Origin of the sequence: Paenibacillus sp. N3/727, assembly GCF_022637315.1 — a bacterium.
Lineage (GTDB): Bacteria > Bacillota > Bacilli > Paenibacillales > Paenibacillaceae > Paenibacillus_AQ > Paenibacillus_AQ uliginis.
The window spans coordinates 1,410,891-1,432,225 of sequence record NZ_CP093336.1 but is presented as its reverse complement, the minus strand read 5'-3'; the positions used below and the strand labels follow the sequence as shown (position 1 = coordinate 1,432,225).

The 21,335-nt window shown below is 44.7% G+C and carries 16 protein-coding genes and 1 riboswitch; of the genes, 3 read left to right on the top strand and 13 right to left on the bottom strand.

Features of this window, described 5'->3' with window-relative positions:
• Positions 1-77 precede the first annotated feature (77 nt).
• Positions 78-302: a hypothetical protein gene (locus MNQ98_RS06320; RefSeq protein WP_241932427.1), complete on the bottom strand. Its 225-nt coding sequence runs from the start codon at positions 300-302 to the stop codon at positions 78-80.
• Positions 303-524: 222 nt separating this feature from the next.
• Here MNQ98_RS06320 and MNQ98_RS06315 point away from each other — a divergent pair, with 222 nt between their 5' ends.
• A complete protein-coding gene (locus MNQ98_RS06315) occupies positions 525-812 on the top strand; it encodes a hypothetical protein (RefSeq protein ID WP_241932426.1) in 288 nt (95 codons plus the stop codon).
• 167 nt (positions 813-979) lie between these two features.
• Here the strand turns inward: MNQ98_RS06315 and MNQ98_RS06310 are convergent, their stop codons facing one another.
• The 8 genes from MNQ98_RS06310 to MNQ98_RS06275 form a co-directional block, all read right to left on the bottom strand.
• Positions 980-1,963 carry a DMT family transporter gene (locus MNQ98_RS06310; protein WP_208915490.1) on the bottom strand — a complete coding sequence of 328 codons (984 nt, stop codon included), beginning with the start codon at positions 1,961-1,963 and terminating at the stop codon, positions 980-982.
• A 129-nt stretch (positions 1,964-2,092) separates the two neighbouring features.
• A riboswitch (FMN riboswitch) is annotated at positions 2,093-2,250 on the bottom strand.
• 227 nt (positions 2,251-2,477) lie between these two features.
• Positions 2,478-2,687 carry a DUF4855 domain-containing protein gene (locus tag MNQ98_RS06305; protein ID WP_241932425.1) on the bottom strand — a complete coding sequence of 70 codons (210 nt, stop codon included), beginning with the start codon at positions 2,685-2,687 and terminating at the stop codon, positions 2,478-2,480.
• A gap of 40 nt (positions 2,688-2,727) precedes the next feature.
• Positions 2,728-3,267 (bottom strand): GNAT family N-acetyltransferase, encoded by a 540-nt coding sequence (locus MNQ98_RS06300; RefSeq protein ID WP_241932424.1) that lies wholly within the window; start codon positions 3,265-3,267, stop codon positions 2,728-2,730.
• Between the two features lie 24 nt (positions 3,268-3,291).
• Positions 3,292-3,924, bottom strand: coding sequence for a TetR/AcrR family transcriptional regulator (locus tag MNQ98_RS06295; protein ID WP_241932423.1), 633 nt, complete (start codon positions 3,922-3,924; stop codon positions 3,292-3,294).
• 196 nt (positions 3,925-4,120) lie between these two features.
• The gene (locus MNQ98_RS06290) at positions 4,121-4,957 is read right to left on the bottom strand and encodes a GNAT family N-acetyltransferase (RefSeq protein WP_241932422.1); all 837 of its coding nucleotides are present in this window, start codon (positions 4,955-4,957) and stop codon (positions 4,121-4,123) included.
• A gap of 52 nt (positions 4,958-5,009) precedes the next feature.
• Positions 5,010-5,876 (bottom strand): 23S ribosomal RNA methyltransferase Erm, encoded by an 867-nt coding sequence (erm, locus tag MNQ98_RS06285; protein ID WP_241932421.1) that lies wholly within the window; start codon positions 5,874-5,876, stop codon positions 5,010-5,012.
• 255 nt (positions 5,877-6,131) lie between these two features.
• Entirely contained in the window at positions 6,132-6,809 is a 678-nt protein-coding gene (locus MNQ98_RS06280; RefSeq protein ID WP_241932420.1) for a CPBP family intramembrane glutamic endopeptidase, read from the bottom strand.
• Positions 6,806-7,678 (bottom strand): aminoglycoside phosphotransferase family protein, encoded by an 873-nt coding sequence (locus MNQ98_RS06275; RefSeq protein ID WP_241932419.1) that lies wholly within the window; start codon positions 7,676-7,678, stop codon positions 6,806-6,808. The genes MNQ98_RS06280 and MNQ98_RS06275 overlap by 4 nt, the downstream gene beginning before the upstream one ends.
• A 330-nt stretch (positions 7,679-8,008) precedes the next feature.
• On the opposite strand from MNQ98_RS06275, the gene MNQ98_RS06270 reads away from it, so the two are divergent.
• A complete protein-coding gene (locus tag MNQ98_RS06270) occupies positions 8,009-11,950 on the top strand; it encodes a copper amine oxidase N-terminal domain-containing protein (RefSeq protein WP_241932418.1) in 3,942 nt (1,313 codons plus the stop codon).
• A gap of 90 nt (positions 11,951-12,040) precedes the next feature.
• Here MNQ98_RS06270 and MNQ98_RS06265 read toward each other — a convergent pair whose 3' ends face one another.
• Complete coding sequence (locus MNQ98_RS06265; protein ID WP_241932417.1) at positions 12,041-18,142, bottom strand: phosphodiester glycosidase family protein; 6,102 nt, start codon at positions 18,140-18,142, stop codon at positions 12,041-12,043.
• Positions 18,143-18,535: 393 nt separating this feature from the next.
• On the opposite strand from MNQ98_RS06265, the gene MNQ98_RS06260 reads away from it, so the two are divergent.
• Complete coding sequence (locus tag MNQ98_RS06260; protein ID WP_241932416.1) at positions 18,536-19,441, top strand: TIGR01777 family oxidoreductase; 906 nt, start codon at positions 18,536-18,538, stop codon at positions 19,439-19,441.
• A 56-nt stretch (positions 19,442-19,497) separates the two neighbouring features.
• Here the strand turns inward: MNQ98_RS06260 and MNQ98_RS06255 are convergent, their stop codons facing one another.
• The 3 genes from MNQ98_RS06255 to MNQ98_RS06245 form a co-directional block, all read right to left on the bottom strand.
• Positions 19,498-19,704, bottom strand: coding sequence for a hypothetical protein (locus MNQ98_RS06255; RefSeq protein WP_241932415.1), 207 nt, complete (start codon positions 19,702-19,704; stop codon positions 19,498-19,500).
• Between the two features lie 110 nt (positions 19,705-19,814).
• Positions 19,815-20,297, bottom strand: coding sequence for a GyrI-like domain-containing protein (locus tag MNQ98_RS06250; protein WP_241932414.1), 483 nt, complete (start codon positions 20,295-20,297; stop codon positions 19,815-19,817).
• Between the two features lie 66 nt (positions 20,298-20,363).
• Positions 20,364-21,305, bottom strand: coding sequence for a helix-turn-helix transcriptional regulator (locus MNQ98_RS06245; RefSeq protein WP_241932413.1), 942 nt, complete (start codon positions 21,303-21,305; stop codon positions 20,364-20,366).
• Positions 21,306-21,335 lie beyond the last annotated feature (30 nt).

Here is a 21,335-nt window from a genome sequence, read left to right as displayed (position 1 = left end):
AGAAACACAGCATGAAACCCAAAAAAAGCAGGTCACCCACGGATGAAGTCATGGGACGGCCTGCTTTACCGTTTCTACTAAGTCAGCTGTTTTTTACTGTCATACGGATATCTGGCTATCCGCAGTGCGTATTCAAAAGCGTCAATGCCCGGCATTCCGCGTTCTTTGGCGATCGCGATCGCCTTATCCGTATCATAGGCTATCCTTCTGAGCTGGACGGCAATATTCCCGTGGCAAAAATCAATAATCCCGTAACTCGCTCTCGGGTCACCGTCAAATGGCAGACCGATACTGCCGCTCATATTTTTCTATGTGCTTATCCTTCATCCGGAAGTAGTTGGGGTCATAAAGTCCCCCTGCTTTCTTGTATTTGAGAAGCAACCAGTAAATTGGGTCCGACGCAATGTTAATCATGACTAACCAGATCTGCAGGAGAGAGCAACATTTTGCAATTCGGAAACGTTATACATCATACATCCAGACGAGGACCATTGATATTCATTGTGGATTCAAAGGAGGTTCAGATGAAACGTTTATTATGGTGTCTGCTCATCGTCTCCATGGTGGCAACCGGATGCACTGTCCCGGAGGAGTTTACCCGTGATACGGCGGAGGAAAAGGTGCTGAAGCTCGTACCGCAATGCGGTAACAGCCTCCAGACGTTCAATACGATTACAGACACACAGCAGCCCGGGACGGGTTATATTGTGACGGTGAAACAAAACTGTGAGCCGGAAAACGGAGAAGGGCCGCAAATGGAAACGATCTATACGTATTTGGTGACACCAGATGAGATCAAGCTGCTAAAGTGACGATACATGCTCGATCAATTAATTTGCGGGAAGAAAGAGAACAAGTAAACCACCCATTGGTTGTAGTTTTTCTTTGCGAGACAAGGATGCCGTTTGCTCCGAAGTTTGTACTTCTCTCTTAAAAAAAGCTGCCGAGTTGCCTCGACAGCTTGTTCATACAAATATTCTTATCCCTGCTCTCCCGCCAGAGAGCTGGAATCTGATTGTCTGGAGATCATAAACAGTGCGAACCAGATCAGCAGGAAGCCCGTAATTTGGGCGTAAGTGATAACCTCGCGGAACACGATCCAGTTAATCAGCACCCCTACCATTGGGAAGCTCAGCTCCCCAAGCGTCGCTACCGACGCTTTCGTTGTCGTAAGTCCTTTGTAATACACTAGCAGACTAAGCAAACCCGGCAGCAGTGCTTGACCGATCAGATTAAGCATAACCGCGGCAAAGTCCGTTGTTCCGGCAGCCGGCAAATTCCATGCTGCTCCTTCACTCCATGTAATGACGCTGAGCAGTGGAAGAGCCAGAACAAACCGCAGAGACGTGACCGTCTCATATTTCATCTGACCGACCATCAAGCGTCCCATCACTGTCGATCCGCCCCACAGTGCAGCAGCACCGAGTGAGAGCAGACTTCCGACCTGTATAAACTCGCTCCAATGGCCAATCGGAAGCGTGAATCCGAAGGTGAGTAAATACGTACCGCCAAGTGCCAAAATAAAGAGAACCGAAAAATGACGTGGAAGCTTTTCCTTAAGTAACAGACTAGCCAGAATAATGGCAAATAACGGTTGTAGCTTCTGCAGTAATAGCACGGCGTTCAGGTTCCCGCTCGTCAGTCCCATCGTAAACAGGATGGTCGCTATACCCGAGCCGCCCCATGATATGAAGAGCAGCGCGCCGACATGCCGCCAACCGAGACTCTTGAACTCGTGACGGTTTTTCCAGATAACCGGTATCGCGATAAGAGATATAATAACATGTTCAAGCAGTACGATCTGAGAGGAAGTCATATTCTTCAGAAGAATGATCCGGAACAGGGGATCTACACCCCACAGAGCCGCTCCCAATACAACCAGCCAAAATCCACCTTTAAAGCTGCTTTTCCCTTTCGCCGTTGAGGTCGGCTGCACCTTAACACTTGAGCTAACATTTTCCATCTTGCTGTCTCCTGTCCTGAATACGGAGTCTTACCAGCAGAAAGCCCCCGTAATCGACTATGTCGAAAGATACGGGGGCTGACCAAATAAGCCTGCCGAAAGCTTAAAAAAGCCCGCGACAAACTCATGTTTGATCTTCTCCCATCCGGACTATACCGTCGGCCTTGGAATTACACCAAGTCAGTCGCCATCTCAATCTCGAAACAGCGAGTCGCGGGCTGAAGCACGTTCACAAGTAACGCACCATCACCGCCGGTTAGGAATTTCACCTTACCCCGAAGATCCATATTCATTTATTATATTTTGTAATGCATGATTAACTTGAACTTATGATACTAAAATTTAGGACAATTCGCTGATACAAAGATCACACTGAAATTATAACACGAATAGTTTCATGTAAATACATTTTTTTGCAGAAAATCATGATAATTTCATATCATAAGTTTGTTACTGAGAATTATATAGTATATGTTGATAAGTTACAACCATAAAAAATTCTCTATTTACAACACTACGGTCGATAGGTCTCTTTTAAATAATCAAGCTCCGAATAATCGGTCTGACTCCACCGTTTATACACCTCATCAATATACCATTTGACAACTTTTTGGCGATTGGTCAGAGCTTGTTCTTCGCCTACCTCCTGTATGTTCATGTTCTCACTGATTCCGTCTCCGTCTACATCACCAAATCTTTCTCTCTTTAAAAGGTTGTATAACAATAAAAAGCAGACATGCGAACATGCCTGCTTTACAATGCATTTATCTAGCTGTCACATACTCATGCTGAAGAATCCCCATCTGGACAATGTCGCCCCACGTACCGTCCCGGAAGATCGCTTGCCGGGAAGCCCCTTCATGCTTGAACCCTATTTTTTCATATAAGTGTATCGCTTTTTGATTAAATGAGAACACCCTTAAAGAGACCCTATGCAAATTCAGCTCCAAAAATGCATAATCCAGCAGCAATCGGAGCGCCTCGGTTCCGTAGCCCTTGCCCCAGTAGTCTTTTTCGCCAATATCGATAATACATTCTGCATTGCGATTTTTGTAATCCAGCTGAATGAGAGAAATGATGCCAACCGACCGATCGCATTGCTTGTCCAGGATGATATAGCTTTTGGAAGTGTCAGATCCCAAAATAACATGGCTGACAAATTCGTGCGTATTTTCCTCAGTATACAAATCCAGTGAAGGACTGGTCGTTGTCATGACCTCAAGGTCATTTCTCCATTGGTTGTACATCTGCACATCATTCGTTGTCATCTTACGGAATTTAATTCTAGCAGATTCAAATAGCATTGCTTATTCTCCTTCCTAATATGTTCAATCTCCCTTATATCCGTCCCGGAACAACATGGACTTTAAAGAAAACACTAGCATTTCCATCTGTTCATCTACCTTTGTTATTTCATGACCCAGACGAGTGGTATTAAGTACGATTCCATCCATACATGAAATAAGATAGCGGGCAATATGAGCAATGGGCACACTTGGGTTAAATTCGCCTTGCAAAACTCCTTTTTGAAAAAATAAAGTTAATACCTCAATTAGTCTCTGGTAACGCATGTTCATGTAACTCTCGTTTCCTGAATCCGAGCGATAATGTAACGACAGAAAGTACTCGGCATTAGCCAAGGCAAGCGATGGCTCTCCAGCTTCCATCCCCTTCTGCTGCGTTAGGAGCCATTCAGTCAGCTGCTTCCAGTACGTCTGTGTGCCATCTTCGATTTGAAAAGACAAAGCATCTTCTTCATCCTCCAACCGAAGCAGCTCTTCATAGACATGTTCAATATTGTCAAAATAGGCATACAGCGCCCCTCTGGACACTCCACCTGCAACCATCAAATCCTGCATCGTAGCGCGATGATACCCTTTGGCAGTAAACACTTGCTTTGCCGCCTTCAGCAAGTCCGTTTTTTTCTGCTGCTTGTATTGTTCGCTCACTCTCGGAGACATCTCTTCCTACCCCCTTTGCAAATTAGACATAATTGTCGTTTTATGAAGTTTATTATAACCGACATTGATGTCGGTTTTCAAGAGCGAACGAGCTGCAGTTGAACTCAAGTGAAATAATACCTTTCTCAAAAAAGTAAAAAACGGACTGCTCAAAGTATATCGAGCAGTCCGAGTCCGTTTATTGTTCAAATTCCCCTCAAAACGTAAACCAGTATATCTTATAACGATGCGTTCTCATTAAGCCTGCTTTTTCTGCTGTTTTTTGCGAGGCGATGTTACTGTCCGTACAGTCCCACCATGCCATAATCCCATGCTCATGGAAATCGTTCAACAGCAGTTTCACAAGCGAGCTCGACAGCCCCAAGCGCTTATAGTCCTCCAATGTCTCTACACCAATAGTATGGGTCATTCCGAACTTCGCAGAGGATATGGCCAAACTCGCGATAACATTACGGTCAGTAATGGCAGCGTAACCGTGTCCTTCCGCTAAGAAATCGTTCACTGTCCCCCAAAACTGTTTAATATACTGAACTAAAAAGTCAGCATTTACCGCTCCATTCCGACCCCACTCATGAAGCTGCTGCGCGTCTAACCTGACAGCCGTAAATGATTCCGGAAAAACAGGGTTTCCGTTACCTTGATACTGCCCGGAAATTAGATCCGATTTATACACATATTGATAACTGTCTTTCAGCCCTCGATTACCAAGCGTATCTTGGATAATCGGCTGCCATTCCTCACCATCCACCGAAAACTCAAAATAATGAGTATCCTTCTCTTTCAGAAACGGAATGATCTCATCGTCTATCAACCTTTCCAAGGTCGCATTTGATATTCGCGATGAAGGGCACCCCATAAAACAAAAGCCCCCCAAACCTCCTGACCAGACGAGAGCTGATGAAGGATGATCATAATCGTCCACCCACACCTCACCGGGATTATGCCCCGTTACGACTCCTGCAAACATGGCATCACTGTCCATACGAAGCAGTTGTTTTCCCAATCGTTCATTACGTTCTTCTATTAAAAACATTTGAATACACGTCCTTTATCATAAGGCCGACTCATCCCGCGAAACCTGATGTTTATCGCCTATATTTATTTTTTGGTGAAACGCTATTTCGTAATCTTGGCCTTCGATAGGGTTCCACATGCCGCATCATGGAAAGAAACACGTCCCCCCATTGCTGTTCGTTGAGCGTACAAATTGACACATTCCTATCCAGCTTAAGCGCTCTTGCCAACTTTGTGATCTGTGCAGGTGAGAATACATCTCCCAATGCTGCGGAGAATGGCAGCCGTGGATCACGTAAGGCGTGAACTGCGAGTGCCATAAATTTGGCATGATCCTGCGGCGGAACCAGCGGATTTTTCTTTTTGCGGATGATCAGCACGGCCGAATCCACTCTCGGACGAGGTGAAAAATGTTCAGGAGAGACGGTCCGTACGATCTGGAATTCAAACCACATTCTCCATTTCAATATGCGTGGATCTGTTATCGGTACCGACGTAAACCTCCTGGCTGCCCCCTTCTCAACAATGAGGATAGCGTACTTTAGAGGCACGCCTGGATAACCAAGCAGCTTATCGAGAATGGGGGTCGTAATGGAAAACGGTATATTCGATACAACCGAAAACGGATCTCTTGGAAGATCAGTCTGCAAAAAGTCGGCTTGTCTTACCCGGACATTCGATATGTCTTTCGTCTTCTGGGCAAGCTTCTCAGCATAGACGGGATCGTTCTCGACGGCCAGCACCATCCCGGCTTTTTCAGTCAATGGAAGGGTAATCGCTCCCATCCCTGCACCGATATCCATAACCGTATCATTCGAGTTTATATGGGCAAGCCGGATCATTTCCTGGATCAGCGGCTTGTGGATTAACAGATGCTGCGAAGAAAAGTTCGGCGATTGCGCAAACTTTGCTCCGCGGATTTTTTTATTTTTTAACACAAAAAGCACCTCATTCATTCGTATATGAGAGAATGAAAAAGGTACAGATCAAATAACCCTTGATCATTTCACAAAAAATGAAAGGGCATAAATGTTCTGTACCTTACACTATCTCAATCGAAAAAATGCGATGCAGCAGCACATACAATCAAAGCCTCCGTCCATTTAAATGAGCTAGGTTTTAAAAAAACTACATGATCAGTATACCAAACCAATGTATCGAAAGGTACTATTTTCCATGAATGGACTACTTCTTTATACTAATCCAAATAAGATAAACCCGATGGTATTAATCGCAAGGTTAGCACTCATATGAACCATCCACGATGTATAAATGTTCCCGTTTCTTTCATTCAACCAATTGAATAACAAGCCTGCCACAAACAAACTTACAATTAGCAAAATGAATAGCGGAACCGTAAACCAGCTCGTCATCATGGCGATATGATACACGGAAAATGCACCTGCGCTGAATATATAAGCGAACTTGCGCCCGGTAAGCTTCTTCAACGTCAGAAAGGCAAACCCGCGGAAGAAAAACTCCTCCAGCAACGAATTGACAATGGAAATGTAAATAGCGACGAACATAAAGTTGCCCGCATTAACGCCGATGTTGCTCTGTAATGATTCCGTGACATGAGAGAAATCAAAATTCGGCCCGATCAAGAAATAACTGCCCAAAATAAACACAAATACACCTAAACCAAGCAGTATAGAGAACCGCATCCCTTTTTTCTCAAACTTGAATAACGGCCTAAAAGATACATCTTTACTGAGGAGACTATAACCAAGCGGCAACGTTAGGAAAATAAAGATTTTAATAATCGATTTCACCGCATAATCGGGAGAGATGACCGCATCTACATAAGCCATTGCGATACATCCAATTACAATCATCGTTACCATTGAAATTATATTTTTTCTTGTATTCATGTAATATCGTAAAACTCCAATTCTTTCAGGTTCGGATTCTCATGGATAAGCCTTCTAACCTTCTTCAGCGTGTTGGGTTCAATGAGCGTACCACCACTTCTATGAAGTAATATCCATCTGAGACATGCCATGGCCTCGAACACGGCAAGTTCATCCGACCGGATTTCATTTTGCGACAAATACGCAGAACTAAACACGGAAGCATTCCGCTCTGACAAATATATCTTCTTCAGCACAAGTGACCATGCAAAATCGTATCTGGGATCTCCGTATTGTCCGTTCGTCCAATCGATAACTGTCAATTGTTCATTCTGTTCCAGTATATTTCTCAAGTGATAATCACCATGTATGACTCGTTCCTGCTTGATTGAGGTCATTCCAGCAAGATGAGTGAATGCCTGGTCCAAGTCAGCATGATCCTGGATTCCCGGATAAAAGTAATCCTTAAAATCATACGTTGGAAGCTGGATCGGTCCTAGCTCCTTCACAGGAGTTGTATGTATTTTGGATAAAATCATAGCTATATCCGTCAGCTTCATTTTATTTACCTTGGTAATAGGTGCACCATCAAAGGTGGTCAATAACACGTAATCAGCGTTTTGATATTTTCCAAAGCCCACCGGCTTCGAAACGGGAAGACCACAATCAAATAAAGCATTCAACAAACTATATTGAAAGGAAATATTCGGTCTGGAACTTTTGTTCCATACTTTTAATACAAAACTCCCTTGATCAGAATGTAATTTTATTACTTCCGCTTCAAAACCCTGTTCCATAGGATGAGTTGTTATAATGCTTTTCGGATGCAATAAATGGTCCAAAATATCCGTTTTCTCGAACCACTGAATACTGCTTAAAAGATTTTCCAATCGTAATCTTCCTTCCATTTGATAATATTCATGTTCTCAGCTCATTGGATATATACGTATGGTATCCTGAATAAAACCATTTGGGAAGGTGACGCGCATGCAGAATAGCAAACCTCATTTCACTTAACAACTCATCCCAAACACTTTTTTACATTTATGAATAAATCGTCTAATAGTTCCCTTATTTTGGAGGCCTTTTTCATTAATTTCATCATTTTTTCTTAAAATTTTCTTAACACTGCTCAATTGTTGAAACTTTCCATCCGCATACAGCGTCTTATAGGTGAGGAAAATAATAACAATCGTTTAATTTTGAAGGAGGTCAAGCGTGTGAGGAAGTTTTGGGCTGCTATGCTATCAGCTCTACTTATTTTTCCTATGCTATTCCAGTCACAGGCGCAAGCGGCAGTAAAATTCAACATCTTAATTGATGGGGTGAGATTAACAACAAGTCAGGCTCCAGTTATGATCCAAGGCCGAGTCATGCTGCCCATGAGAGCTATCTTTGAAGCGCTGGATGCTAAGGTTAAGTGGAATCAGAAAACTCAGACGGTCACAGCTGTAAGAGAGGGCACAACGATCGTACTGAAAATCAACTCTAAAACAGCAACAATTAACAACCAAAGTGTTCGACTAGATGTTCCTGCCAAAAACCTAAGAGGTGCAACGATGGTGCCAGTACGCTTCGTCAGTGAATCCTTAGGTGAGAAAGTCGGATGGAATTCTAAAACCAAAACCGTATCCATTACTACAACTTCGAACGGCGGCGGATCAGTTCCAACTCCAGTTCCTGATACCGGTCTCTCACCTGCTTCTAATGTAACTGTAAGAGATATTGCAAATAACGGTGACGGACGGGACCTTCAGGTTAGCTTCTCCAAGTCGTATACAGAATCACGTGCGGCTCAATACCAGGTCATGATTGTGAAAGCGGAGAAGTCATACAACTTTAATCAATCAGCAGCGCGAATGGTTCCATCATCCAACTATTCCGTAGTATTTCCAACAGGATCCAGTAATACGGTTACCCTTACCTCAGGTTCCCGTGATATCGACGGAGATTACATTCGTGAAAACCAAGCCTATAAGGCCTACGTGTTGACTGCTGGAAGATATAACGGCGAATTCGCGTTATCATCGCCATCATCATCCATTACATTGTCAAATTCCAATGCCGTTGAAACAGCCACCAATGTGAAGGGGAACGATGTTAACGACTATGGTGACGGGCGGGATCTTTCAGTAAGCTTCACCCGTGCTCAGAAAGAAGATCTCATTTCCAATTACAGAATTATGGTTGTTAAAACCAAAGATGTCAGCAAGTTTGATCTGGCAGCGGCCAAATCCGTACCAAGCCAGTATTACACAACCGTATATAAAACAAGTGGTAGCGGCACAACGCTGACAAATGCTCTGAGCTCATCTACACGTGATACTTCCGGCGAGTATATTAAGAACGGAGTACCTTATACTCTGTTCGTTATGTCCGTGAGCAGCAATGAGAACACGTTAGCCAGCAAGCTGTCTTCCGGTTCGTCTTCGATCACGCTAGCTACAGGGTCCACCACTGCTCCTGTCATCACTCAAGTAACCGATGTGAGCAATTATGGCGATGGACGCGATTTGCGTGTAAACTTCAACAAGCTATCCGATGAGTCAGGTATCGGGTCTTACCGAATTTTTGTGGTTAAGTCATCTGACTATCACAACTTCAATTTGAACAAAGCGAATTCGGTATCCAGCTCTAATTACACACAAGTGAACAAGACCGGGTATAACATCACTCAGACGTTATCCTCCGGAGCCAGAGATATTGACGGATCCTCAATAAGAAACGGAGTTTATTACCGGGTGTTCGTCATGTCCGTTGGTTCGGGCAACAATTACGGAAACAATAACCTGTCTTCCGTTTCGAGCGATATTATTTTATCTAATAACAACAATAACAATAACAATGGAAGTGTCGGCTCTGTCTACAATCTCTATGTCAACGACGTTGGCAATAATGGTGATGGTCGGGATTTACAGGTTTCGTTCAACCGCCCATCGGATGAAAATAATATCAGCCATTACCGTGCATTCGTTGTAAAGTCACATAAAGCGAGCAACTTTGATCTGTATGCTGCCAACAACAGTTCCTATTACACGGATATCTATAAAACAGGCTCCAGCAATATCATCAAATCCTTGTCATCGGGAAGCCGTGATACAGACGGAGATTATATCCGGAATGGCACTGATTACCGCGTGTTTATCTTGTCGGTCGGCAATGGTAATTACTCCGGTAACAACGCGTTGTCATCTTACTCTTCCATCATTACACTCAGTGGCAATAGTAATGTTGTAAAAGCCGTTTCCAATTTAAATGTAACGGACAACGGACAGGATCTTAAGGTATCTTTTACTCGTTCTTCTGATGAGTACAATATCAGCCATTACCGTGCGTTGTTTGTGAAATCGTCTAAGGTGGGCAGCTTTAAACTGAGCGATGCTATCTACAGTAGCTATTACACGAGAATCGATACAACAGGCTACAATATCACCAAGTCCTTGTCCTATGATAGCCGTGATACAGATGGGGATTTAATCCGGAACGGCGGAAGTTACCGCTTATATATCTTGTCAGTAGGCAATAGTAATTACTCTGGTGATAACGCAATGACATCTTACGGTTCTAACATTACTCTTAGTAATAATCGCAGTGTAGACCCAGTCTCCAAAGTGATTCTCAATGACATAGGCGATAATAACGACGGACGGGATCTGCAAGTATCTTTCGAAAGACCTTCGGACGATAGTAATATTAGCGAATATCGAACATTCTTTGTAAAAGCAGCTAAACTTGGAAACTTCGACCTATCTGCTGCCAATTCGTTATACAGTGATCGTTACACGGTAATTAGTAAGTCAAGCAACAGCACTATTACCAAGACTTTCTCCTCTGACAGCCGTGATACAGACGGGGATAAGATCACGAAAGACGTCAACTATAACGTATTTATCATGTCAGTAAACAAAGGTAGCTCCTCTAACGCATTAACAACTAAAGGTCCTAACATTACGCTTACTGACAAAAGCAAAGTTGCTCCGGTCACGGATCTAAACGTTGTAGACGAAACCGACTATAACGACGGACGAGATTTCAAGGTAACTTTTACTCGACCTTCTGATGAAAAAAATATCGATCATTATCGAGTATTCGTTGTTAACACAAAAACTACTGTTAACTTCGATAAGGAGAAGGCCAGTTCAATAAAAGAAGATACTAGATATTATAAGGTAAGCAAAACAAACAACACCGTTGATCTTCCTGCAGGGATCAAAGATACAGATGGAGCTGATATTAAAGTCAATACTCCTTACAGCATATTTGTATTGTCTGTAAGCAACGGTAACAAGGCTGAAAATAACGCCCTATCTATTCATAAAGACATTACATTAAAGGACAATTCTCCTGTCACTGAGATATCAGCACCAACGAAGGTGAATGCTACAGTGGATACTAAAAGCGGAGATATTAGTATCACGTTTGAAACGTCTAATGACGCTGCAACAGTGAGTAAATATCATGTTATGGTAGTACCGGTTACTACTCAAGATTTCAATTTGGCTGAGGCAGTAAAACAAGGAAATAAATATGCTGAAGTTGAACCTTCTTCAAGTTCATTTAAAGCAGATTTTAAATTCGGAGAAGCTACTGATGTGAAGGGAAATCTCATAACTACAGATACACCTTACAATGCATATGTTCTTGCTGTAGCAAAAGACCAGAAAACAACCAAAAACGTACTATCGAATGCTTCTAATGAGTTCAAAATTACGAATCCAGCCCAAGCTACTATTGTAACGGCTTCTGTCAATGTCAATGAGAAGGATATTTTGCAAGTCAACTTTAATCCAGCTGCCTATGAGAGTAACATCGATTCATATGAGATAATGATTGCTCTTAAAGATACACCTGACAACAGCTGGGATCCGAAAAAAGCTGCCACTTCCAAGACAGCAGTTAAAGCAAACACAACAATCAGAGTACCCGCAGCTACCATTAAACCAACAGGTAAAAATTATTCAGAAAAAATAATTATTTCAACAACGAAAGATGCTTTCGGTGAAAATATACTGTCAGATAAAGATTATAAAGTGGTAATCCTTTCAGTTAACAAATCGAAAGAGGTTATTGCCGTATCCAAGCCATCAACACCCCCTATACCTTTGAAAACTGCTGCACCTGTTACACCTCCTACAACTGCTGAACCTACGCCACAGTCCTAGATTTAATCCTTAAAGCAGCAGCAACACGAAACAGCCTTCATCCGATATCGGATGAAGGCTGTTTTTTCTTACCTGTCAACGTAACGCAGCTTACTTCGTATATCCCGGCAGTTTGCTCAGCAGGTTATAAATAATCTGTGCGCTTTCCGCACGTGTGGTCAATCCCTGCGGTTTAAATACATTGCTTGAGATGCCCTTTACCAATCCAAGATCATATGCGGATTGGACCGCTTCCTGAACCCAGATCGGTGAGGTCTTCACATCGGTGAAATGTGTCTTTTCACCCTGGGAGCCTTGTAGGAAAGCCACGGATTGATACGCTCTTACAATCATGGCAGCCATTTCTTGGCGCTTGATGGAAGCGTCAGGAGCAAATTCTTTGCTGTTGATGCCTGTAACGATGCCGGCCTTCGCCGCAGCAGATACAGCTCCCGCATACCAGGACTCAGAAGAAACATCGGTGAAGTGGGAGTTTCCTTCTTCCTTCAGACCGAGCGCACGAACCAGCATCGCTGCAAATTCCGCACGTGTTACCTGTTTTCCTGGTGCAAATTGATATTGATTGTTCCCTTTAATCAACTGCTTGGCCGCCAATTCCTGAATAACTTTAGAAGCCCAGTGATCTGCTGGAACATCTGTAAAGGTCTTATTGAAATGAAGGGCAGCATAAGTGCTGAAATGATGAATCTCTGCTTTCAGCTTATTTTCCTGCCATGTGCCGCCGATGTATTCCAGATTACCGTCTTTTGCCATGTAATAAATACCGGTCAGCTTACGGTCAACATTACCCGTAACAGGAAGAGTAAGTGTGATCGGTTTAACGAAGCTTGAGAGTTCGCTTGTCTTGCCATCTTTTGTCGTGATGCTCAAACCGAAGGTCAGCAGATCACTGGCAGAAACAATCTCAGCACCTGATTTACTAGCTGCCTCTGCTATCAAGCGGAGAGCATCCTGTCCGGTTATTGTGTTGGCACTTAGCTTGATCGTACTGCTGTCTATCTGGTTAGCTGGGACAAGTTCGCTCAGGGAGCGGAGTACATCAGCAGGAATCGAAAGTGTCAGATTACCTGCGTTCACCGTCACAGACTTATCTTTCACCAACGCTGCAGCATTACCTGGCAGTAGCAGCTCTTCAAGATTAGCCTTTGTATTAAATACCACTTCCCCTTTAGCCACCATAGCTGCAAGTTCAGCAGAACTCACTTTAATCGTACCGTTATCAGGGGTCGGCTTAGGCTCAGTTGGCGGCTGTACCGGTCCGCTTGAACCATCACCACTGCCGCTGCCAGGATTTCCTCCTGGATCACCGCCGTTACCTTCTCCGGGTTTTCCTGAAGCTTGAACGGTCAGATCATACTTTGCGCTGTATTCTCCATAGGTTGCAGAAATGACCGTCGCGCCTTCAGCTAATGCTCGTACCAATCCTTGATCATCGATCGATGCGACGTTTGGAGCGCTGCTATCATACACAACACCTTCCAGCAGGCGGATTCGGGTACCGTCAGCATATACGGCCTCCGTCACGGTTTGATCTTGATCACCTGTCTTAAGTGGTGACTTTCCTTTCAGAGACAATGATTCCATGACGCCATCCGGAATTCTGTCTACAGTGATAGTTGTGTCTGCATACAACTCCGGTACAGCGTTACTGGTAGCCCGCACGACTGCGGTGCCAAGCCCTTTTGCCGTAACAAGTCCATCAGCAGTAACAGTAACAACCTGTTCCGGTTCAGAACTGTACACGGACCATGTAACCGTCTTGTCTGCTGTATTATCTGGTTTAACTTTAACGGTTAAAGGCTTACTCTCTCCAACCGCAAGCTTCACATCCTGCTGCTCAATTTCGATAGATTCCGGCAGAGCGGTATTTTTAGATAAGATGAACTCATCCACGATACGTCCGCCTACCGTCTTCGTTACCATTTTCAACTCATTGCCTGAAATTTCAACCGAAGCATACATTTGAGTCTTCTCTTCATCGGTCACTTTCTGCCAATCTCTTGCTGTCAGCGAATAGAATTTAGGTCCCGAGGAACCTGCGATAACGTAAGTTGTGCCTTCACCATCTTCGGAAACTTGTTTACCTTTCATCAGATGTGTCCGTAAATAAATATGATCATGTCCATTCAGTACCAGATCAACCTTGTTTTCTTCCAAAACAGGCGCCCATAGATTTCTGACCTCCGCTGTATCATAAATACTGCCGTAAGGACCGCGGTGGAAAATCGCGATTTTCCATTTCTTTGTCGTGTTCGCCAGATCTTGCTCCAGCCACAGCTTCTGTTCTTCATACTGATACTCACTGTTAAGCACCATGAAATGAGCATCTTTAAAGTCAAAGGAGAAATTGGTACCCTTAAGGCTCGGCACACCGTTACCCGGTTGGTTGAAATGCGCCAGGAAATCATCGTTGCCTCTGGAGCCCATCACCTCATGATTCCCGATCGCTCCAATGAGAGTTGTATTCAAGAAAGCCTCTTGCGCTTCTTTGAACCAGAGATTCCATTCTTTTTCATTGAATCCCTTTTCCACCATGTCTCCGGCTTGAACGATAAACTCCGCATTCGGATACTCTTGGACAGCCTTCTGAACTGTATTTCCCCATAGCTTAAAATCGGCCTCACTACTTCCTTGAGAATCGGCAAAATACAAAAATTTCAGTTCATCCCCTGCCGTCTCCGCCGTCTGGAATGAACCCTGTGGACCGTAGTGCCCCTCCCCGCCGACACGGTAAACATAGTCGGTTCCAGGCTCCAAATCATTAACGTTAGCCTTATGTACCCGAACGGTTCCGGTATCCAGCGTATTAAACAAATAATTCTCACCGTAGACCTGCTTCACATTCGACGCATCAAAGCCTGTAAATTCCGACTTTTTTACAATCTCAACTACGGTTAGATTTACACTTGGATGAGTATGCCATGCAAAACCTCTTGAACGGCTCGGGTCTTCACCCATATTTACGTTGATATTGTACGGCGTTTCGCTACCCGCTAGCTTGGATACCGTAAATGCCACAACCGGACTGTAGAAGCTTCCCTTAGAAGCCTGCAGCTGATATGTCTTAACTGAGGAAGTAAGCGTGCTGTTTTTCAGTACTCCGCTCGAATCCGTTGTACCGATGACCTGACCGTCTGCCGTGATCTGTGCTCCTTCAACAGGTGTACCGTCCTTATCCTTCACCTGGAATATCGTATCAAAGAATTCAACGTTCCCATGTTCATTCCACTCCAGTGTCAGATGCGTATGAATCTCCGCCACCTGTGGAAGTCCAAAGAATGGGTAGCTAACGTCTCCTGAGCTGACAAAGGAAACCGATCCGGATATGAATTCAAACGTATGAGTGCCCACAGCATCTTTTTTGACATCGTATTGAATTTGTCCAATCAAGTCCTGATCCGTCAAACCAGCTGAATCGATATCGTTCAACTTGAGAACGACGCGGCCCGCTTCACTGTCGATGTCAGCCTGAAGCTTGGAATCATCCAGTTTGTCTCCTACAATAAGCTTCAGATTTTCCAATTTTGCCGGATCGTAAGCCAATTCAATTTCACCTTTACGGATATCTGACGGCTTTACTCCCGATAAATCCAGAGTATAGGTACCACCAGCGTAAATGTCCTTCTGTGTGCTGTACACCAGCTTGGCAGCATCAGTATCCACATTAAAAGTCCATATTTTGATGCTTTGATTGCCTGAAAGATCCCTTACCGACACCTTAACCTGGTGAACACCATCGGCTAAAGGCGTGTCAGGTGTATAATGAATCTGACCTTTTGGCGGATACAGGGTATGTTCTACCAGCTTTCCATCCAGATAGAACCGAATCTTCTCCGGATCAATCAATGTAGTACCTGGATGTTTCTCCGGGTCATAGCCGGCATCCTCCGCTGTTATGGATATTTTCGGCTGATTCGTTTTAATTGTCGTTCCTTCTGCAGGAGATAGATCCTTCAACACCGGAGGATCCATATCATCCTGGTTCGGCCCATAAAGCGCGCGGATCTGATCTACATAAATGACACCCGCATCCTTTTTGGCAGCCGATGTCTCCATGTATCGTACGGGCATGTCCATCGTCAAAGGCATAAGCCTTCCCTTAGGCACATTTGCCTCCAGGTACTTCCACCCTTCGAAGTCTACACCGACGGATTGATCCACAAAATCAAGAGAAATAATCCCTTTGCTGTCCCGCAATTGTGCACGAAGCCAGTGCTTCTTTCCGTCACCATATACCCACATGCCTATTTTTTCCGGATAACCGGGAATGACAATATTACGGTCCGGGCTCTTGGTTTGCAGATAGGCTCCTGAAGTTCCAGTTGTACCCGTAAAATCATATTCCAGCTTAAGAGAACCGTTTCCGAACCGCACCAGGTCCTCATTAGTTTCAATGCTCGCTTTAACTGATTTATACTGTGCACCAGCAATCTCATGATAAGGAGCTAAACCACTCTCGAAATCCTCCAAAACAACCGGTGGAAGTCCAATGTTCACATCAACAGAGGCTTCAACGCCTTTGTAGCTAACGATGATTTTCCCCGTCTTCTCAGACTCATTGATAGCAGTAAACGTGCCATTCTTGTCTATCGATCCGATCTCTCCCTCCGTAAGCCATTCCAGCTGGCTGTTATCGGCCTGAATAACCTGGCCGTTGCGAAGGGCTGTTACTTTCAGCGTTTCCGTCTTTCCAGGAGCAAAGCTCTTTACGACATCACCAAAGCTCAGCTCTGTCAGTTCATCTACGATTTCCACGGTACCCATTCCGCTCAAACTTCCGGACACAGCCTTTATTTCAGCTGTACCCGCAATGGCTCCGGCTGTAAAGATACCAGCTTCATCCACGGTTCCCAGAGCCGGGTCAACGCTCCATGACACCTTACCGGATAACCGAGCCGGATGCATATTGGCATCGACTGCTGCCGCTTTAAAATCGGCCTTGGAACCTGCCAGCACCCGCTCACTCTGCGGCTTCACCACCAGCTTATCCGCGGCTCCTTCTGGAGCTTTGTTCACGAGCAATATCCCATTAGCCGTCTTTCTCTCACTACCGTCTGAAGGGGAGTTTAGCATTTCGCGTACCGGTTCTCCCGGCATACGGGCAACAAATGTCGCCGAGCCTCCACCATCAAGATTCAGGGCGTTAACGACTCCCATATCTTTCATCATCTGGCCGAGCTCATTCAGCGTTACCCCTTCACTGAATCCGGGCTGTCGTCCATCGATGACAAGCATAATGACTGAGCCATCCGCTTTTGTTCCAATAGCGGTTCGAGGGGCTACAGCAGTATCGCTGCTGTTCTGCATAACACCGTCATCGATTAACACAGCACTCCCGCCAATCGCCATCGTAACATCCTGCCACTCTGGTTCGAGTTCCAAGGAGACCGATACCTCATCGCCAAGTTTTAGCCCAGTCAATACCTCACGGTACTTCCCTGACGCCGACAAAATCACTTTGCCGCCTGTAATCGGTGTATTGCCTCTATCCTTATGTATATCAGATACTTTCAAACTTAAGGTTTGTCCGCTCTTAACCTCTCCCGAAGTAATATCCAGTACGACTTCATCACCCAAAGCATTCGTCATCGTCGAAGAGTGAAACGAAGGTGTATAAAGAACTAACGCGTCTGTCCCCCGCAGCCGATTGATAGCTGTAATATTAGTATCCTTTCCGGCAATGTTCAGACTTCGTGTCAGCTTAGGACTTGGCCCATACAGTGTTGTTCCGTCCTTTTTGATACCGAAGGCATACCAATCATCCGGCGGACTGTTGAGCAGTTCGCCTTCTCCCATAAAGAGACCTAAAGGCAAACCATTCGACATATCATAAAAATCCCCGTTCACAGCAGCGATAACCCGATTCCCAACGCTATCTGCATCCGAGGCCATTTTGCTAACCTCTTGCATGCCGTAAATCTTTCCGCTGGTCTTACCAGGTTGAAGCTCAAGAGCCGAATTTTTCGGATTAAACTCCACAGAATGAACTTTCTCCAATCCCCGTTCCAGCTGCATGTTCTGCCATGTGTATGTCGCTCCCGGCCCAATCTCCATTTCCCTCTGATCCAAAATGATTCCGGTAATCGGAGACGCTTCCTCCGCCATGACTTGCCGTACGGGCATTAGAAGAGACAGCAGCATCACACCGCTGAGTAAAGAAGATATGATCTGTTTCTGCTTGATACCTACCATTCCATAATGACCTCCATTCTAGTGAAAAATGCTGTCCTCACGCAGGTGACTTCAACAACTAGTTACCTTGGGACAGTATACTGATACCGTGTAAACTCCACCCCCTCACTGTGTTAAAGCTGTGTTAATTGAAAAACGATTGCCGCCACTCCAACTATTAAAGCGTTTACATTACTTACTATAAAGAACCTCTCCTCTCTATTAAAAGCATCTTTCTTACCAGATATTTCACTAGATTGCCGGGACAATGGGCCCCATTACATGACTTTTGAACCTGATTAATTAAAAAAATGTCTAAATAGCGCGCTTTATAAGATTTTGTGCAAATTTGATTGGACTCTCCCTCATCCTCTATGATGAGAATATATGGATATTTCGTAAAGGAGGTTATTTATGAAAATTGCCATTTGCGGAGGTACGGGGTTTATCGGTCAAGGGTTATGTACGCGCTGGGTAAAAGAAGGTCATCAAATCATGATCGTCACACGGTCACAGCCGGAGAAGCAGGTACGAGATGATCAGGTCGCATATGTGACTTGGGATGATATGAAGCAGAATCCGCAGCTATTTGAAGGCATGGATGCACTAATCAACCTGGCAGGCTCTTCGCTCAGCCAGCGTTGGAGCACGAAAGGGAAAGAGCGAATTCTTTCCTCTCGCCAGAAGACCGTAGCGGCCGTTGCCAACCTGATGCGTAAACTGGACCGTAAACCTCCTGTCGTTGTACAAGCATCTGCCATGGCCATATACGGAACATCAGAGGATAAAACCTTTGATGAGAACAGCCCGTCACGCGTGATGGACTTTCCTTCGAGTGTAGTTGCTGGATGGGAAAATGCGGCAGATGATATCCAAGTGGACAGACTTGTTAAACTGCGCATCAGTGTCGTTCTGGGAAATGAGGGTGGCGCTTTTCCGAAAATGATTCTCCCTTACAAGCTTGGCTTCGGCGGTAAAATCGGCAGCGGCCATCAGTGGATGTCCTGGATTCATATCATGGATATCGTGAACCTGATTGATTTCTGTATTCATCATCCGGATGTAAAAGGTCCAGTTAACGCCGCGTCACCGCATCCCGTTACTAATAATGAGTTTGGACGAACCGTCGCCAAGGTCTATCACCGTTCACACTGGTTCCCTGTTCCAGCCTTCCTGCTCCAAAGCGTACTTGGTGAATTGTCTCTGATCCTGTTAAAAGGTCAACGCATGGTCCCTGTTAAAGCCGAAGAGCATGGCTTCCGATTCCAATATCCCCAGCTGACCGAGGCGTTGTCAGATCTAAAGTACAACAACAATTAAAAAAGAGGGTCCCAAAAGGTCTTAGACCTATGGGATCCCCCGAATTTCCTGACTGATTATTCGTCTATAACTCCGTTCAACTTGAGTATCACAATCGTTGTTCTCCATATGGCTATTATTAAAGTGACCAGCCAGAAAATAATAAACCCGATGAACACTAGCTCAACTGCTTTCTCTACAATCCTATGTCTGAGCTTGGTGTTCTCTGCCGGCGGGAGTTCATATTTTGACGGCATTTGGGTATTTCTGATTTTCCTAGCCATTACATACACTCCATTTCATAAAGTATGTGTATGTAGAGTTCTCCATCACCAATACATAGTCCTTCAAAATTTTCCCTTTAAGTGAAATATCATAATAGCTCTACTTCACTCTAGGACACAGCGATATAAATCTTCGCGACCGCATTTGAAGGATCAAATTGTACCGCATCATACAGCTCGAAGTCCCCTGTATATGTTCTGGTTTCAGTACTATTTTGAAAATACGTCCATATTTCCTGCCATGCTTCTATCACCACAGACCCTATCGGTCCCTGTTTGGTTGTAAACACCAAATAGTCTGATGCCGGAATATCAACTTTCGTAAAGTTATCCCCAGAACCGGATGCATCTCCTTCAGCAGTTTCACATCCAAGAACGACCGTATATTCTCCGTTCACATCACTGGCGTAATCTGTGTATAATCCATAAATTTCATCCGGCTTTATTCCAGGCTGCTGCATGATCCCGGTTTGAAAAAAGTTTCCCCAAAGACCTGGAATTTTCCCTTCAGGTCCCGCTTCCGCCTGGTTAGACGTTCTTGCGGCCACCCCGATCAACTGTATTGCAGGCTTACTTATACGTTCTACTTTCATTTGTCATCCTCTTTTCCATCCAAATATGACCTCATTCTAACCTGGAAAAGTGGACATCTGTCTGTCTTAGTTCAAATAACGCCCCATAATTTGTTGTGCCCGCCGCACAACTTCCTCAGCTACAAAGTCCGGACTCTCCACCTTCACAAGGTCTCCAAAGCTTAAAATCATACCATAAAACCAGTCGTCCGGCTTCAGAACAACCTCGACCCGAAAGGCTCCACCTGGCAGCATGGTCACCTCATCCGGATGGAATACATCGGCTATCCGTTGCCTTGCTTCACTCCTAAACGTCAGCACCAAGGATTCCTCGGGGGTATCCGACCAGGACGTATCCCACTGAAATTGCTCTATTACCGGAGCCTCAAGAGGCTCAAACTTTTCCTCCGTCAACGCTGCATGCTGAATGCGGGATAATCGAAAGACTCTGAAATCCTTACGTAACGTGCAATAGGCGTGTACATACCAGATTGAGCTTTTCAAAATCAAAGAGACCGGCTCTATGATTCTGTTCTGACTTCTCCCGCCTGAAGAGATATATTCAATAGCAGTTCTGCGTCTCTCATCAACAGCCTGTTTAAGCAGCTGCATCGTCTCTTTTATTCCGTTCCGCTGTCCCCAAGGGTTCATATCCATGATCAGTCTGTCTTCTCGTTTATCTTGTGCGTAACCCCGCTGTGCTTTCTGCAGGAGACTTTTCACTTTTTGCAGCAATGCATCCGTCTCTTTATCGTCCAGAGCACAGTTAATGCCTTTAACAGCCGTAACGAGCGAGCTCATCTCTTCAATCGATAACCAGTGCCTGTCGATCATGAACTGTTCCATAATCTCAAAGCCGCCAGAGATCCCCTGATGAGCAACAATAGGAATTCCCGCTTGATTTAATGTGTCCATGTCCCGGTAAATGGTTTTGCTGGAAACCTCAAACCGTTCAGACAGTTCCTTTGCGCTGACCCGGCCTCGATTGAGCAGCAGTACTGTAATCGCCAGCAAGCGGTCTATTTTCATAAGTTAATCCAGCCTTTCATCCTCTACATG